The 15120-nt window shown below is 71.9% G+C and carries 13 protein-coding genes; 8 read left to right on the top strand and 5 right to left on the bottom strand.

The genetic code is table 11. The annotated features are described in order from the left end of the window. The 3 genes from ACZ45Q_RS11235 to ACZ45Q_RS11225 are packed head-to-tail and all read left to right on the top strand — an operon-like array spanning position 1 to position 2795. The gene (locus tag ACZ45Q_RS11235; RefSeq protein WP_468258234.1) at positions 1-924 is read left to right on the top strand and encodes an ABC transporter ATP-binding protein; all 924 of its coding nucleotides are present in this window, start codon (positions 1-3) and stop codon (positions 922-924) included. After that, positions 921-1697, top strand: coding sequence for an ABC transporter permease (locus ACZ45Q_RS11230; RefSeq protein WP_468258231.1), 777 nt, complete (start codon positions 921-923; stop codon positions 1695-1697). The genes ACZ45Q_RS11235 and ACZ45Q_RS11230 overlap by 4 nt, the downstream gene beginning before the upstream one ends. 54 nt (positions 1698-1751) lie before the next feature. Beyond that, positions 1752-2795: a COX15/CtaA family protein gene (locus tag ACZ45Q_RS11225; protein WP_468258228.1), complete on the top strand. Its 1044-nt coding sequence runs from the start codon at positions 1752-1754 to the stop codon at positions 2793-2795. A gap of 198 nt (positions 2796-2993) precedes the next feature. Here ACZ45Q_RS11225 and ACZ45Q_RS11220 read toward each other — a convergent pair whose 3' ends face one another. The 3 genes from ACZ45Q_RS11220 to ACZ45Q_RS11210 form a co-directional block, all read right to left on the bottom strand. After that, positions 2994-4100 carry an amidohydrolase family protein gene (locus tag ACZ45Q_RS11220; protein ID WP_468258225.1) on the bottom strand — a complete coding sequence of 369 codons (1107 nt, stop codon included), beginning with the start codon at positions 4098-4100 and terminating at the stop codon, positions 2994-2996. Positions 4101-4179: 79 nt separating this feature from the next. After that, positions 4180-4512: a hypothetical protein gene (locus tag ACZ45Q_RS11215; protein WP_468258222.1), complete on the bottom strand. Its 333-nt coding sequence runs from the start codon at positions 4510-4512 to the stop codon at positions 4180-4182. Between the two features lie 243 nt (positions 4513-4755). Continuing rightward, positions 4756-5724 (bottom strand): heme o synthase, encoded by a 969-nt coding sequence (locus tag ACZ45Q_RS11210; RefSeq protein ID WP_468258219.1) that lies wholly within the window; start codon positions 5722-5724, stop codon positions 4756-4758. Positions 5725-6082: 358 nt separating this feature from the next. Between ACZ45Q_RS11210 and tkt the strand changes: the two genes are divergently transcribed. The 5 genes from tkt to pgl are packed head-to-tail and all read left to right on the top strand — an operon-like array spanning position 6083 to position 12697. After that, the gene (gene tkt / locus ACZ45Q_RS11205) at positions 6083-8170 is read left to right on the top strand and encodes a transketolase (protein ID WP_468258216.1); all 2088 of its coding nucleotides are present in this window, start codon (positions 6083-6085) and stop codon (positions 8168-8170) included. 34 nt (positions 8171-8204) lie between these two features. Next, complete coding sequence (tal, locus tag ACZ45Q_RS11200) at positions 8205-9323, top strand: transaldolase (protein ID WP_468258213.1); 1119 nt, start codon at positions 8205-8207, stop codon at positions 9321-9323. 4 nt (positions 9324-9327) lie between these two features. Next, a complete protein-coding gene (gene zwf, locus ACZ45Q_RS11195; RefSeq protein WP_468258211.1) occupies positions 9328-10851 on the top strand; it encodes a glucose-6-phosphate dehydrogenase in 1524 nt (507 codons plus the stop codon). Continuing rightward, entirely contained in the window at positions 10848-11912 is a 1065-nt protein-coding gene (gene opcA, locus ACZ45Q_RS11190) for a glucose-6-phosphate dehydrogenase assembly protein OpcA (protein WP_468258208.1), read from the top strand. Before zwf ends, opcA begins: the two co-directional genes overlap by 4 nt. Continuing rightward, positions 11909-12697 (top strand): 6-phosphogluconolactonase, encoded by a 789-nt coding sequence (gene pgl / locus ACZ45Q_RS11185; protein WP_468258205.1) that lies wholly within the window; start codon positions 11909-11911, stop codon positions 12695-12697. Before opcA ends, pgl begins: the two co-directional genes overlap by 4 nt. Positions 12698-12927: 230 nt before the next feature. Here the strand turns inward: pgl and ACZ45Q_RS11180 are convergent, their stop codons facing one another. Further along, entirely contained in the window at positions 12928-13767 is an 840-nt protein-coding gene (locus tag ACZ45Q_RS11180) for a carbohydrate ABC transporter permease (protein ID WP_468258202.1), read from the bottom strand. After that, entirely contained in the window at positions 13764-15116 is a 1353-nt protein-coding gene (locus ACZ45Q_RS11175; protein WP_468258199.1) for a carbohydrate ABC transporter permease, read from the bottom strand. The genes ACZ45Q_RS11180 and ACZ45Q_RS11175 overlap by 4 nt, the downstream gene beginning before the upstream one ends. Positions 15117-15120: the final 4 nt, after the last annotated feature.

Below are 15120 nucleotides of genomic sequence, written 5' to 3'. Positions count from 1 at the left end.
ATGCGAAGCGAGCCCGTGGTCCAGGTCCAGGCCCTGGTGAAGCGGTACGGCACGAAGACCGCGGTGAACGGCCTCGACCTGGTGGCCCGGGCGGGGGTGACCGCCGTCCTCGGCCCCAACGGGGCGGGCAAGACGACCACGGTCGAGACCTGCGAGGGGTACCGGCGGCCGGACTCCGGCACGGTCCGGGTGCTGGGCCTGGACCCGGTGCGCGACGCCGGCCGGCTGCGTCCGCGGGTCGGCGTGATGCTCCAGTCCGGCGGCGTGTACTCCGGTGCGCGGGCCGACGAGATGCTCCGGCACGTGGCGAGGCTGCACGCGCACCCGCTGGACGTGGACGCCCTGATCGAGCGGCTGGGGCTCGGCTCCTGCGGCCGGACGACGTACCGGCGCCTGTCCGGCGGCCAGCAGCAGCGGCTCGCGCTGGCGATGGCCGTGGTGGGCCGCCCGGAGCTGGTCTTCCTGGACGAGCCGACCGCGGGCCTGGACCCGCAGGCCCGCCGGGCCACCTGGGACCTGGTGCGCGACCTGCGCGCCGACGGCGTCTCGGTGATCCTCACCACCCACCACATGGACGAGGCCGAGCAGCTCGCCGACGACGTCGCCATCATCGACGCGGGCAAGGTCGTCGCCCAGGGCTCGCCGGAGGAGCTGTGCCGGGGCGGCGCGGAGAACACCCTGCGGTTCTCCGGGCGGCCCGGGCTGGAGATCGCCTCGCTGCTCAAGGCGCTGCCCGCGGACTGCTCGGCGGCCGAGCTGACGCCCGGGTCGTACCGGGTGATCGGCAAGGTGGACCCGCAGCTGCTCGCGACGGTGACGTCGTGGTGCGCGCAGCACGGGGTGATGCCGGACCGGATCTCAGTCGAGCGGCACACTCTGGAGGACGTCTTCCTGGAGCTGACCGGCAAGGAGCTGCGCTCATGACCGCCACCGGTACGGGGACCTACGCGCCGAGGCCGGGCGCCGCGCCCCTGCCCCGCATGATCGTCGCCCAGGCGGCGCTGGAGACGCGGATGCTGCTGCGCAACGGCGAGCAGCTGCTGCTGACGGTGGTCATCCCGGCCCTGCTGCTGGTGCTGTTCGGCTCGGTCGACATCGTCGACACCGGCGCCGGTGAGGCGGTCGACTTCCTCACCCCGGGCGTGCTGGCGCTCGCCGTGATGTCGACGGCGTTCACGGGGCAGGCCATCGCGACCGGTTTCGAACGCCGGTACGGGGTGCTGAAGCGGCTGGCGTCCTCGCCGCTGCCGCGCTGGGGCCTGATGACCGCCAAGACACTGTCCGTCCTGGTCACCGAGGTGCTCCAGGTCGTGTTGCTGACGGTGATCGCGTTCGCGCTGGGCTGGTCCCCGCACGGCGACCCGTTCACCGTCCTGCTCCTGCTGGTCCTCGGCACGGCGGCCTTCTCCGGCCTCGGCCTGCTCATGGCGGGCACGCTGAAGGCGGAGGCGACCCTGGCCGCCGCCAACCTGGTCTTCCTGCTGCTCCTGGTGGGCGGCGGCGTGATCGTCCCGCTGGAGAAGTTCCCGGACGCGGCGCAGACGGTGCTGGGCCTGCTGCCCATCTCCGCGCTCTCGGACGGCCTGCGGGACGTGCTCCAGCACGGCGCCGGCCTCCCCTGGGCCGACCTCGGCGTCCTCGCCGCCTGGGCGGTCGCGGGGCTGGCGGCGGCCGGGAAGTTCTTCCGCTGGGAGTAGGGCGGCCGCACGATGGACGACCCTCGTGAAAGCGTGCACAAGGCCGGGCCTACCATGGAGCGCGTGCCAAACCAGACCCGCGCCGGCGCCGCAGCCGCCGTGCGCAACCCCCTCGCGTTCATCGCCGCACGCTGGACCCCGGACCCCCGGACGGTCCGGCGCGCCGCCCTCGCCGCGCTCGTCATGTCCGTGGTCATCGTCGTCACCGGCGGCGCCGTCCGGCTGACCGGCTCGGGCCTGGGCTGCCCGACCTGGCCCAAGTGCACCGACGACTCGCTGACCGCCACCCGCGAGATGGGCCTGCACGGCGCCATCGAGTTCGGCAACCGCATGCTGACGTACGTGCTGTGCGCCGCGGTCGGCTGGGCGATCATCGCCGCCCGCTCCACGAAGCCGTACCGGCGGGGCCTGACCCGGCTGGGCTGGGCGCAGTTCTGGATCGTGATGAGCAACGCGGTCCTGGGCGGCATCGTGGTGCTCGTCGGCCTCAACCCGTACACGGTCGCGGCCCACTTCGTGGCCACGTCCGCGCTGATCGCCGTCGCCACGGTGATGTGGCAGCGCGCCCGGGAGGGCGACGCGGCTCCGCGCCCGCTGGTCGGCTCGTCGGTCCGGCAGCTGGTGTGGGCCCTGATCGCCGCCTCCGTCGTGCTGATCCTGGTCGGCACGGTGGTCACCGGCGCCGGTCCGCACGCCGGCGACTCCAGCGAGGTCCCGCGGATGCCGGTCGACTGGGAGACGGTCAGCAAGGTGCACGCCGTCCTGGCGTGGATCGTGGTGACGCTGACGTTCGCCCTGTGGTTCGTGCTCAAGGCCGTCGACGCCCCCAAGGGGCCGCTGGCCCGCACCCGCGAGCTGTTCCTGGTGCTGCTCGCGCAGGGCGTCATCGGCTACGTCCAGTACTTCACCGACCTCCCGGAGCTCCTGGTCGGCCTGCACATGCTCGGCTCCGCCCTGACCTGGATCGCGGTACTCCGAGTGGCCCTGGCCCTCCGCGAGCGCCCCGACCTCCCGGCGACGGACACCCCCGCACGCCCCGAGGCCACGACTCACCCGTCACACGCCGCCACCAGCCCGTCGATGGCCGGCCCCAGGTAGGCCCTGACCAGCTCGGCCCGACGCGCGGCCCACTCCCCGACGGGCGGCGGGGCCGCGCCACCGTAGCGGCGCCGCCGGACATCCTCCACGACCTCGCCGGGCACCCCCAGCCCGCCGGTACTCGCGCATGGTGAACCCCTGCCTCGACGGCGCCCGTCGGACCGGTTCGCGGATCCCCGCCCCGCCGGCGCTCGTAGATCAGTCCAGCCCGTACACCCGGCCCGCGTTGCCGGAGGCGATCATGGTGGCCACTCGTTGGGCGTCGGACAGGGACCAGGCGCCCTCGGCCACCCAGGTGCCGAGGACGCGGCCGAGGGCCTCGCGGAAGAGGCGGGCGCCCACCACGTGCAGCTCCGGCAGGCCCTGGGCGCCGCTGGAGAAGAGGATCTTGCCGAACGGCGCCAGCTCCAGGATCTCGGCCAGGACCGTCGCCGCGCGGGCGCCGGTGCGGACCAGGGCCGCCCCCGAGTCGGCGTAGACGTGCGGGAAGACGCCGGCGAGGTGGGCGGCGTGCCGGTGGTACGGGTAGCCGTGCAGCAGGACCAGGTCGGTGCCGAGGCCGGCGGTGGCCCGGACGAAGTCGGTCAGCAGGACCGGGTCGGTGCGGTCGATGCGCAGGCCGGGTTCGCCGAGGCCCGCGTGGAGCTGGAGCGGCAGCCCGGAGGCGACGGCGATCCACAGCAGGTGGCGCAGGAGCACCGGGTCGCTCAGCTCGCCGCCGACCTCGCGTCCGCACAGCCAGCGGCCGGCCGCGCCGCGCACCTCGCCGGGGCCCGGCGGTTCCGGGGCGAGGGCGAGGCCGTGCCGGACCCCGGCGACGGAGGTGAAGGCGACCGCGTGCGTCGCCGCGCCGTGCACGGCCTCGGCGAGATTGGCGAGGAAGGACTCCACGGTGCCGGAGGTGTCGGCGACCTGCTCGGCGAGCAGTTCCAGGCGGACGATCTCGTGGGCGTCGGCCGCCGAGGCCGAGGCCATCTCGGCGGGGCCGGTGAGGTCGCCGGGCAGGCCGGTGTCGACCAGGTAGGTGGTGATGCCGCTGCCCCGCAGCAGCCTGCGGTCGGCCTCCAGCACGCCCAGTTCCCGGCGCCGGGCGAGGTAGCGGGCGGGCGGGCAGTGGGGTTCCAGGCCGAGCAGCGGCGGGCACCAGCGGCGCACCGCGAACCCGGTCTGGGTGTCGAACAGGGTGGTGCCCGGCGCGGGCGGGCCCTCGGTGCGGGCCAGCTGGGCCTCGAAGGTGCCGAGGCCCAGCTCCGTTCTGAGCACGCCGTGGCAGTACTGGTCCACCAGGGACGGCGTTTCGATCATCCGGGCTCCCCGTGACTGGACCGCCTCCTCGGACCGTGTCGCCCACGGCCCCCTACGGTCCTAACGGGTGAACCGGGTGTCAGGTGTTGCTCGGGCCTCCGACCTGGATGCCCGCCATGCGCGACCACTCGTAGGGCCCGGTGCGCACCTTCGCCGCGAAGTCGCCGTCGAAGGCCTCGTGGACGGTGATCCCGGCCTTCTCCACCGCCTTCTCGGCGATCGCGTACGAGGACGCCACCACGTCTCCCCAGCCGCCGTCCTCGCCGACGAGCGAGATGCGGGCGCCGCGCTGGCCGAGGTAGGCCACATGGCCCTCGGCGCCGCCGTGGGCCTTGGAGAAGGAACCGATCCGCCGGGCCAGCCGGGCCGCCTCGCGCTCGGCCTTCGCGTCAACCTGCTGCGTGTCTGCCATGGTCAGGATGCTACCGACGGGTAGATCGAACGGCGACGGGCGGGGGGGGGGGGGGGGGGGGGGGGGGGGGGGGGGGGGGGGGGGGGGGGGGGGGGGGGGGGGGGGGGGGGGGGGGGGGGGGGGGGGGGGGGTGGGATTGGGTTTTGGTGTTGGGTTCCTTGGCGGGGGGGGGGGGAGGGGGGGGGGGGGGGTTTGTTTTCCTCCCCCCCCCCCCCCCCCCCCCGCCCGTCGGGGAAGCGGATGTCAGCGCAGGAAGGGGTCGATCGCGATCGCCAGGAACAGCACCGACACGTAGGTGATCGACCAGTGGAACAGCCGCATCTCCTTGAGCTTGGCCCCGGTCACCTCGGCCTTGGCCCGGTTCTGCAGCCCGTGCGCCTCCCACAGCCACATGCCGCCGGCCAGCAGGGCCACCGCCGTGTAGAACCAGCCGGTGTAGCCGAGCGGCGTGAGCAGCAGGGACACGGCGACCATGACCCAGCTGTAGATCACGATCTGCCGGGCGACGACCTTGTTGGAGGCGATGACCGGGAGCATCGGCACGCCCACGCGCGCGTAGTCGTCCTTGACCTTCATGGACAGCGGCCAGTAGTGCGGCGGCGTCCAGAAGAACATCACCAGGAACAGGATGACCGGCGCCCAGGACATCGAGTTCGTCACCGCCGACCAGCCGATGAGGACCGGCAGACAGCCGGCGATGCCGCCCCAGACGATGTTCTGCGAGGTCCGGCGCTTGAGGATCATCGTGTAGACGACCACGTAGAAGAGGAGGGCGCCGAGGGAGAGCCAGGCCGACAGCCAGTTGACGGTCAGGCCGAACAGCAGCGTCGAGACGACCGCGAGGGTGATGCCGAAGACCAGGCACTCGCGGGGGCTGACCATGCCGGTGACCAGCGGACGCTGCGAGGTGCGCTCCATCAGCGCGTCGATGTCGCGGTCGATGTACATGTTCAGCGCGTTGGCGCCGCCCGCCGAGAGGTAGCCGCCGACGCAGGTCAGCAGCACCAGCGTCATGTCCGGCACACCCTGCTCGGCGAGGAACATCACCGGCACGGTGGTGATCAGCAGAAGCTCGATGATCCGCGGCTTGGTCAGCGCCACGAACGCCTTGACACGGGCCCCGATCGGCCGGTGACTCGGGCCCTGGCTCGTCCCGATAACCCCCGCAGGACGGGATTCAACGGCCGTCACGCACACCCCTGACAGAGACATCCCAGCAAGCCCCCCGTGTGAAGTGGCGGTAAAGGGCTCGCGCGTACCACGCCACTTTAGACGTTGCCCGTACCTCGCCCTTCGCGGGGGTGGGGTCGTGTTGGCGGGCGTGCTCCGACGTGCGTACAGGGGGTCGAATGAGCGGTCAGATGAGCGCGCTCGTATTCACTTGCCGAATGCCGTTTCACCCAGTCGGGAGGCGGACTTCCAAGAGTCCCGGCAGTCTGGTTTCCAGGGGAAAAACGCACGTACTTACGGGGGTAGGCTCAGCAGCGGCCGGCCGATGCGCGAACGCCGGCAGCCGGTGGGCGCCCACGCGCACCGGCAACCGACATGTGGAGAGGAGCCCTGACTCAGGGTGAGCACCAAGCCGACCACCACAGACCTCGAGTGGACCGAGCTGGACCGCCGGGCCGTCGATACCGCACGTGTCCTGGCCGCCGACGCCGTACAGAAGGTCGGCAACGGCCATCCCGGTACGGCGATGAGCCTGGCACCGGCCGCCTACACCCTCTTCCAGAAGGTGATGCGGCACGACCCGGCCGACGCGAACTGGGTCGGGCGCGATCGCTTCGTGCTGTCCGCCGGCCACTCGTCCCTGACCCTCTACACCCAGCTGTACCTGGCCGGCTTCGGCCTGGAGCTGGACGACCTGAAGTCCTTCCGGACGTGGGGGTCGAAGACCCCGGGTCACCCCGAGTACGGCCACACCACGGGTGTGGAGACCACCACCGGCCCGCTGGGCCAGGGTGTCGCCAACGCCGTCGGCATGGCGATGGCCGCCCGCTACGAGCGCGGTCTGTTCGACCCGGACGCCCCGGTCGGGGAGTCCCCGTTCGACCACTTCGTCTACTGCATCGCCGGTGACGGCTGCCTCCAGGAGGGCATCTCCGCCGAGGCCTCCTCGATGGCCGGCCACCAGAAGCTCGGCAACCTGGTCCTGCTGTGGGACGACAACCACATCTCGATCGAGGGCGACACCGAGACGGCCGTCTCCGAGGACACCGTCAAGCGGTACGAGGCCTACGGCTGGCACGTGCAGCGCGTCGCCCCCAAGCCGGACGGCGACCTGGACCCGAACGCGATCTACGACGCGATCCAGGAGGCGAAGAAGGTCACGGACAAGCCGTCCTTCATCGCGATGCGCTCGATCATCGCCTGGCCGGCCCCGAACGCGCAGAACACCGAGGCCGCCCACGGCTCCGCCCTCGGCGAGGACGAGGTCGCCGCCACCAAGCGGGTCCTGGGCTTCGACCCGGCCAAGCACTTCGAGGTCGCCGACGACGTCCTCTCCCACACCCGGCAGGCGCTGGAGCGCGGCCAGGCCGCGCGGGCCGTGTGGGAGAAGTCCTTCCAGCAGTGGCGGGACACCAACCCCGAGCGCGCCGCCGAGTACGACCGGATCGCCAAGGGCGAGCTGCCCACCGGCTGGGCGGAGAAGATCCCGGTCTTCGAGACGGGCAAGGGCGTCGCCACCCGCGCCGCCTCCGGCAAGGTGCTCCAGGCGCTCGGCGCGGTGATCCCCGAGCTGTGGGGCGGCTCCGCCGACCTGGCCGGTTCGAACAACACCACGATCGACAAGACGTCGTCGTTCCTGCCGGCGGACAACCCGCTGCCCGAGGCGGACCCGTACGGCCGCACGATCCACTTCGGCATCCGCGAGCACGCCATGGCCGCGGAGATGAACGGCATCGCGCTGCACGGCAACACCCGCGTCTACGGCGGCACCTTCCTGGTGTTCTCCGACTACATGCGCAACGCGGTGCGGCTGTCGGCGCTGATGCACCTGCCCGTCACGTACGTGTGGACGCACGACTCCATCGGCCTGGGCGAGGACGGCCCCACCCACCAGCCCGTCGAGCACCTGGCCTCGCTGCGCGCCATCCCCGGTCTGAACGTCGTCCGCCCGGCCGACGCCAACGAGACCGCGATCGCCTGGCGCGAGATCCTCACGCGCTGGACGAAGGAGTTCGGCAAGGGCACCCCGCACGGTCTGGCCCTCACCCGCCAGGGCGTGCCGACGTACGAGCCGGACGACGACGCCGCCAAGGGCGGGTACGTGCTGTTCGAGGCCGAAGGCGGCGAGCCGCAGGTGATCCTCCTCGCCACCGGCTCCGAGGTGCACGTGGCCGTCGAGGCGCGCGAGGCGCTCCAGGCCGAGGGCGTGCCCACCCGCGTGGTGTCGATGCCGTGCGTGGAGTGGTTCGAGGAGCAGGACCAGGGGTACCGGGACAGCGTTCTGCCCCCGTCCGTGAAGGCACGTGTCGCGGTCGAGGCAGGCGTGGGTCTGACCTGGCACAAGTACGTGGGGGACGCCGGCCGCATCGTTTCCCTGGAGCACTTCGGTGCCTCGGCGGACGGCAAGGTGCTCTTCAAGGAGTTCGGCTTCACTGCCGAGAACGTCGCCGAGAAGGCGAAGGAATCGATCGCCGCGGCCCAGCGCTGACGCTCGTACACGACACGTAGGAGATGCATTTTTCATGACAGACGCACTCAAGCGCCTCTCCGACGAAGGCGTCGCGATCTGGCTGGACGACCTGTCCCGCAAGCGGATCACGTCCGGCAACCTCGCCGAGCTGATCGACCAACAGCACGTCGTGGGCGTCACCACCAACCCGACGATCTTCCAGAAGGCGATCTCCCAGGGCGACGGCTACGACCGGCAGCTGTCCGACCTCGCGGCCCGCAAGGTGACCGTCGAGGAGGCCATCCGCATGATCACCACGGCGGACGTCCGGGACGCCGCCGACATCCTGCGCCCGGTCTACGACGCCACCGGCGGCAAGGACGGCCGGGTCTCCATCGAGGTCGACCCGCGCCTGGCCCACAACACCAAGGCGACCGTCGCCGAGGCCCGGCAGCTGGCCTGGCTGGTGGACCGGCCCAACACCTTCATCAAGATCCCGGCCACCGAGGCGGGCCTGCCGGCGATCGCCGAGACGATCGGCAACGGCATCAGCGTCAACGTCACGCTGATCTTCTCGCTGGAGCGCTACCGCAAGGTCATGGACGCGTTCATGACCGGCCTGGAGAAGGCCAAGGAGCGCGGCCTGGACCTGTCGGAGATCCACTCCGTGGCGTCCTTCTTCGTGTCCCGCGTGGACACCGAGATCGACAAGCGCATCGACGCGCTCGGCACCGACGAGGCCAAGGCCCTGCGCGGCAAGGCCGCCGTGGCCAACGCGCGCCTGGCCTACCAGGCCTACGAGGAGGTCTTCGCCTCCGACCGCTGGGCCGCGCTGGAGAAGGCGGGCGCCAACAAGCAGCGTCCGCTGTGGGCGTCGACCGGCGTGAAGGACAAGGCGTACAGCGACACGATGTACGTCACCGACCTGGTGGCGCCGAACACGGTGAACACCATGCCGGAGGCCACCCTGCTGGCCACCGAGGACCACGGCGAGATCACCGGCGACACCGTCGCCGGGACCTACGAGCAGGCCCGCGCCGACCTCGACGCGGTCGAGAAGCTCGGCATCCCGTACGCCGAGGTGGTCCACCTCCTGGAGGAGGAGGGCGTCGAGAAGTTCGAGGCGTCCTGGAACGACCTGCTGAAGTCGACCGAGGCGGAGCTGAAGCGCCTCGCTCCCTCGGAGGGCTGACAATTTGTCAAGCAGCAACCCGCTGCGTGACCCCGCAGACCGACGGCTCCCGCGTATCGCGGGGCCGTCGGGTCTGGTCATCTTCGGCGTCACGGGCGATCTGTCCCGCAAGAAGCTCATGCCCGCCGTGTACGACCTCGCCAACCGGGGTCTGCTGCCGCCGGGCTTCTCGCTCGTCGGCTTCGCCCGCCGCGACTGGGAGCACGAGGACTTCGCCCAGGTCGTGCACGACGCCGTCAAGGAGCACTCCCGCACGCCGTTCCGCGAGGAGGTCTGGCAGCAGCTCATCCAGGGGATGCGCTTCGTCCAGGGCACCTTCGACGACGACGAGGCGTTCCGGCGGCTGCGCGGCACCATCGAGGAGCTGGACAAGCAGCAGGGCACCGGGGGCAACTTCGCCTTCTACCTCTCCGTGCCGCCGAAGTCCTTCCCGGTGGTCATCCAGCAGCTGAAGAAGCACGGGCTGGCCGACCAGACGGGCGGCTCCTGGCGGCGCGCGGTGATCGAGAAGCCGTTCGGCCACGACCTGAGGTCGGCCGAGGAGCTGAACTCCATCGTCCACGAGGTCTTCGCCCCGGACCAGGTCTTCCGCATCGACCACTACCTGGGCAAGGAGACCGTCCAGAACATCCTGGCGCTGCGTTTCGCCAACACCATGTTCGAGCCGATCTGGAACCGGTCCTACGTGGACCACGTGCAGATCACCATGGCCGAGGACATCGGCATCGGCGGCCGGGCCGGCTACTACGACGGCATCGGCGCCGCCCGCGACGTCATCCAGAACCACCTGCTCCAGCTGCTCGCGCTGACCGCGATGGAGGAGCCCGCCTCCTTCGACGCCGACGCGCTGGCCGCGGAGAAGACCAAGGTGCTCGGCGCGGTGAAGCTGCCCAAGGACCTGGGCCGGGACACCGTGCGCGCCCAGTACGCGGCGGGCTGGCAGGGCGGCGCGAAGGTCATCGGCTACCTCGACGAGGAGGGCATCGACCCGAAGTCGAAGACCGACACCTACGCGGCGATCAAGCTGGGGATCGACAACCGCCGCTGGGCGGGCGTCCCCTTCTACCTGCGCACCGGCAAGCGGCTGGGCCGCCGGGTCACCGAGATCGCGGTCGTCTTCCAGCGCGCCCCGCACTCCCCCTTCGACACCACGGCGACGGAGGAGCTCGGCTCCAACGCCATCGTGATCCGGGTCCAGCCCGACGAGGGCGTCACCGTCCGCTTCGGTTCGAAGGTGCCCGGCACCTCGATGGAGATCCGGGACGTGTCGATGGACTTCGCCTACGGCGAGTCGTTCACCGAGTCCAGCCCGGAGGCGTACGAGCGGCTCATCCTCGACGTGCTGCTCGGCGACGCCAACCTCTTCCCGCGCACCGAGGAGGTCGAGCTGTCCTGGAAGATCCTCGACCCGATCGAGGAGTACTGGGACCGGCACGGCACCCCGGCCCGTTACCCGGCCGGGACCTGGGGACCCGTCGAGGCGGACGAAATGCTCGAGCGAGACGGACGGAGCTGGCGCCGGCCATGAAGATCGACCTCACGGACACCACGGCCAGCAAGGTCAACAAGGCGCTGGTGCAGGGCCGGCGGGCCATCGGCACGCCGGCCATCGGCATGGTGCTCACGCTGGTCATCGTCACGGACGAGGAGAACGCCTACGACGCGCTGAAGGCGGCGAGCGACGCCTCGCACGAGCACCCCTCGCGCACGCTCGTCGTCATCAAGCGGATCTCCCGCTCGCCCCGGGACCGCACCCAGTCCCGGCTGGACGCGGAGGTGCGCCTCGGCGCGGACGCCAGCACCGGTGAGACGGTGGTGCTGCGGCTGCACGGCGAGGTGGTCGACCACGCCCAGTCGGTGGTCCTGCCGCTGCTCCTGCCGGACGCGCCGGTGGTGGTGTGGTGGCCGGTGAACGCGCCGCTGGACCCCGCCGACGACCCGCTGGGCTCGCTGGCGCAGCGCCGCGTCACCGACACCTACGCCTGTGAGGAGCCGGTGGAGGAGCTGATCGCCCGCGCCGGCACGTACACGCCCGGCGACACCGACCTGTCCTGGACCCGGATCACGCCGTGGCGTTCGATGCTGGCGGCGGCCCTGGACCAGGTGGCCTGCGAGGTGCAGGGCGTCGAGGTGGAGGGCGAGGAGTTCAACCCCAGCTGCGAGCTGCTGGCGATGTGGCTGGCGGACCGGCTGGACGTGCCGGTGCGGCGGTCGGTGTCCGCCGGGCCCGGCCTGACGGCGGTCCGCATGGACACGGACTGCGGGCCGATCGTCCTGGACCGCGGCGACGGCACGCTGGCCAACCTCTCCATCCAGGGCCAGCCCAACCGCGCGGTGGCGCTCAAGCGCCGGGACACCGCGGAGCTGATCGCGGAGGAGCTGCGGCGGCTGGACCCGGACGACACCTACGCGTCGGCGCTGCGGTACGGCGTGGAGCGGCTGAACGCGGGGCCGGGTGACGGGGGCGCCAAAGGAGCGTCCGGGGGCGAGCCGGTCGCGGTCCCCGCTCCCGTCGAGACGGCTGCGAAAGCTCCCGCGAAGGACGCGGCGCAGGAGGAGGCACCGGTGAGGAAGGCGGCGGCGAAGTGAGCACGCAGACCCCGCAGCTGGTGGTGCACCGCGACAAGGAGCTGATGGCGCAGGCCGCCGCGGCCCGGCTGATCACGCGGATCGTGGACGCGCAGGCCTCCCGGGGTTCGGCGTCCGTGGTCCTGACCGGCGGCCGCAACGGCAACGGCCTGCTGGCGGCGCTCGCGGCCTCGCCGGCCCGGGACGCGATCGACTGGGGCCGGCTGGATCTGTGGTGGGGTGACGAGCGGTTCCTGCCCGAGGGTGATGCGGAGCGGAACGTCACGCAGGCCCGTGAGGCGCTGCTGGACTCGGTGGCGCTGGACCCCGGGCGGGTGCACGCGATGCCGGCGTCGGACGGGCCGCACGGGGACGACGTGGACGCCGCGGCGGCGGCGTACGCCGAGGAGCTGGCGCGGGCCGCGATGCCGGAGAACCATGCGCCGGTGCCGTCCTTCGACGTCCTGCTGCTCGGTGTGGGCCCGGACACGCACGTCGCCTCGCTCTTCCCGGAGCTGCCGGCGGTGCGGGAGACGGAGCGGACGGTGGTCGGCGTGCACGGCTCGCCGAAGCCGCCGCCGACCCGGGTGACGCTCACCCTGCCGGCGATCCGTGCCGCCCGTGAGGTGTGGCTGCTGGCGGCCGGGGAGGACAAGGCGCAGGCCGCGGCGATCGCGTTGTCCGGGGCCGGGGAGGTCCAGGCGCCGGCGGCCGGGGCCCGCGGGCGGGCCCGTACCCTGTGGCTCCTGGACGCGGCAGCGGCGTCCGGTCTGCCCCGGGAACTCTACCCACCGGCGTCCGCGTAAGAGGGTTTCCGCCCCCGCCGCCCCTACCCATTCCCATCCTTCTGGGGGCTGCCGCCCCCAGGCCCCCGCTTCGGCCTGAACGGCCTCGTCCTCAAACGCCGGACGGGCTGGTGAGTCAGCCCCTCTGGGGGTGCCCCCTCTGGGGGAGTTTGAGGAGCGGGGGTCCGGGGGCGGAGCCCCCGGGATGGGACGGGTAGGGGCGGCGGGGGCGAAGAACCCCCGGGTCGGCCCTACTTCACCGACCCCGCCATCACCCCCTGCACGAACTGCCGCTGGAACGCGAAGAACACGACCACCGGCACGATCAGCGACAGGAACGCCCCGGGCGCCAGCACATCGATGTTGCTGCCGAACTGCCGGATCTGCGACTGGAGTTCCACGGTGAGCGGCTGCGCGGAACTGTCCGCGAACAGCAGCGCGACCAGCATGTCGTTCCACACCCACAGGAACTGGAAGATGGCGAGGCTGGCGATGGCCGGCCGCCCCACCGGCAGCACGAGCCGCGTGAAGATCCGCCACTCGCTGCCTCCGTCCATCCGCGCGGCCTCCAGCATCTCCTTCGGCATCTCGGCGAAGTAGTTCCGCAGCAGGAAGACCGCGAACGGCAGCCCGTAGGCGACGTGGAACAGGACCACGCCCGGGATCGTGCCGAACAGCCCCAGCTGGCCGAAGAGTTTGGCCACCGGCAGCAGGCCGATCTGCACCGGCACCACCAGCAGCGCCACCACGACCAGGAAGACCGCGTCCCGCCCGGGGAAGTCCAGCCAGGCGAAGGCGTACCCGGCGAGCGCCGCGACCACCACGACCAGCACCGTGGTCGGCACCGAGATCAGCACGGTGTTCCAGAAGGCCTGGGTGATGCCCGCGTTCTCCAGCAGCGCCGAGTAGTTGTCCAGGGACAGCTGGCCGGGGCTGGCCAGCGCCGTCCACCAGCCGCCCTTCGCGGTGTCCTCGGAGGAGCGCAGGGAGGACAGGAACAGTCCGGCCAGCGGGGTCATCCACACCAGCCCCACCAGTACGAGGAAGGCCTGGACGAACCCGTTGCCCACGTAGCGCTTGACGGCGTTCATCGCTGGTTCCTCCTGAAGCGCCGGACGTTGAAGACCATGGCGGGGACCACCAGCAGCAGGAGCAGCACACCGAGCGCGCTGCCGAGGCCCTGGTTGTTGCCGCCGCCGAACGACACCAGCCACATCTGTGTCGCGAGCACGGTCGCGTCCTGCTGCACGGGACCGGGCGCGATGATGTAGACGAGGTCGAAGACCTTCATCACGTTGATCACGAGGGTGACGAAGACGACGGTGAGCACCGGAGCCAGCAGCGGCACGGTGATCTTCCGGAAGATCTGCCACTCGTTGGCGCCGTCCATCCGCGCCGCCTCCAGGGCGTCCCGCGGCAGCGAGGACAGGCCGGCGCCGATGAGGACCATCGCGAAGCCCGTCCAGATCCACAGGTAGGCGCCGATGATCGCCGGAGTGACGAGCGCCGGGCCGAGCCAGGAGACGCCCTCGTACGGCGGGGCGAAGTTGTCCGCCGGGAGTCTCACCTCGTACGTGCCCTCGTCCAGGCCCTCGAAGCGGAACGAGCCGTCGGCCGCGGTGGTCGTGGCCGCGACCGTCCTTCCGTCGCGCACCGCCTCGACCGTCATCTCCGGCAGTCCGCTCTCGCGCCGGTCGACGGCCCCCCGCTCTCCCCCGCCGCCCGGCGTGAAGTCGAGGTAGACGACGCCGCGCAGTTCATCGGGGGCGGACGCGGCCCGGGCCGCCTCGTAGGCCGGCTCGGCGCCGGAGGGCACCTCGTCCGGGCGCACGCCGACCAGGCCGAGCGCCACCGTGTCCCCGGGGGAGACACGGGCCCGGTAGGAGCCGTCGGCGGCCTTGGTCAGGCCCTCGCCGTCCCGGGCCCGCGCGGTCGGATAGGTCGACGTGCCCGCGAAGGCGTCGTGGACGCCGACCACGGCGGCGTTCAGCACGCCCTTGTCCGGGTCCTCGTCGTAGGCGAGCCGGAAGATGATGCCGGCCGCGAGGAAGGACACCGCCATCGGCATGAAGAGCAGCAGTTTGAAGGCGGTGGCCCAGCGGACCTTCTCCACCAGCACGGCGAGGATCAGGCCGAGGCCGGTCAGCAGGACGGGCGCCACGACGACCCAGATCGCGGTGTTGCGGACGGCCTTGAGGGTGGCCGGGTCACGGAACATCTCGGCGTAGTTCTCACCGCCCACGAAGCGGGTCCCGGAGGCGTCGAAGAAGCTGCGGCCGACGGAGAACAGCACCGGGTAGACCACCAGCGCGCCCAGCAGGAGCAGCGCGGGCAGGACGAAGAGGACGGCGGCGGTCCGCCCGCGCCGCCGGGGACGCCGTACGGGTCTCCCGGGGGCGGCGGCGGGCGGAGGCGCCTCTTTCACCACGGTCGCGGTCATGTCC

It is taken from the genome of Streptomyces sp. NPDC031049 (assembly GCF_055571015.1).
The sequence above is the reverse complement of the archived record's forward strand: the minus strand, read 5'-3'. Positions and strand labels throughout refer to the sequence as shown.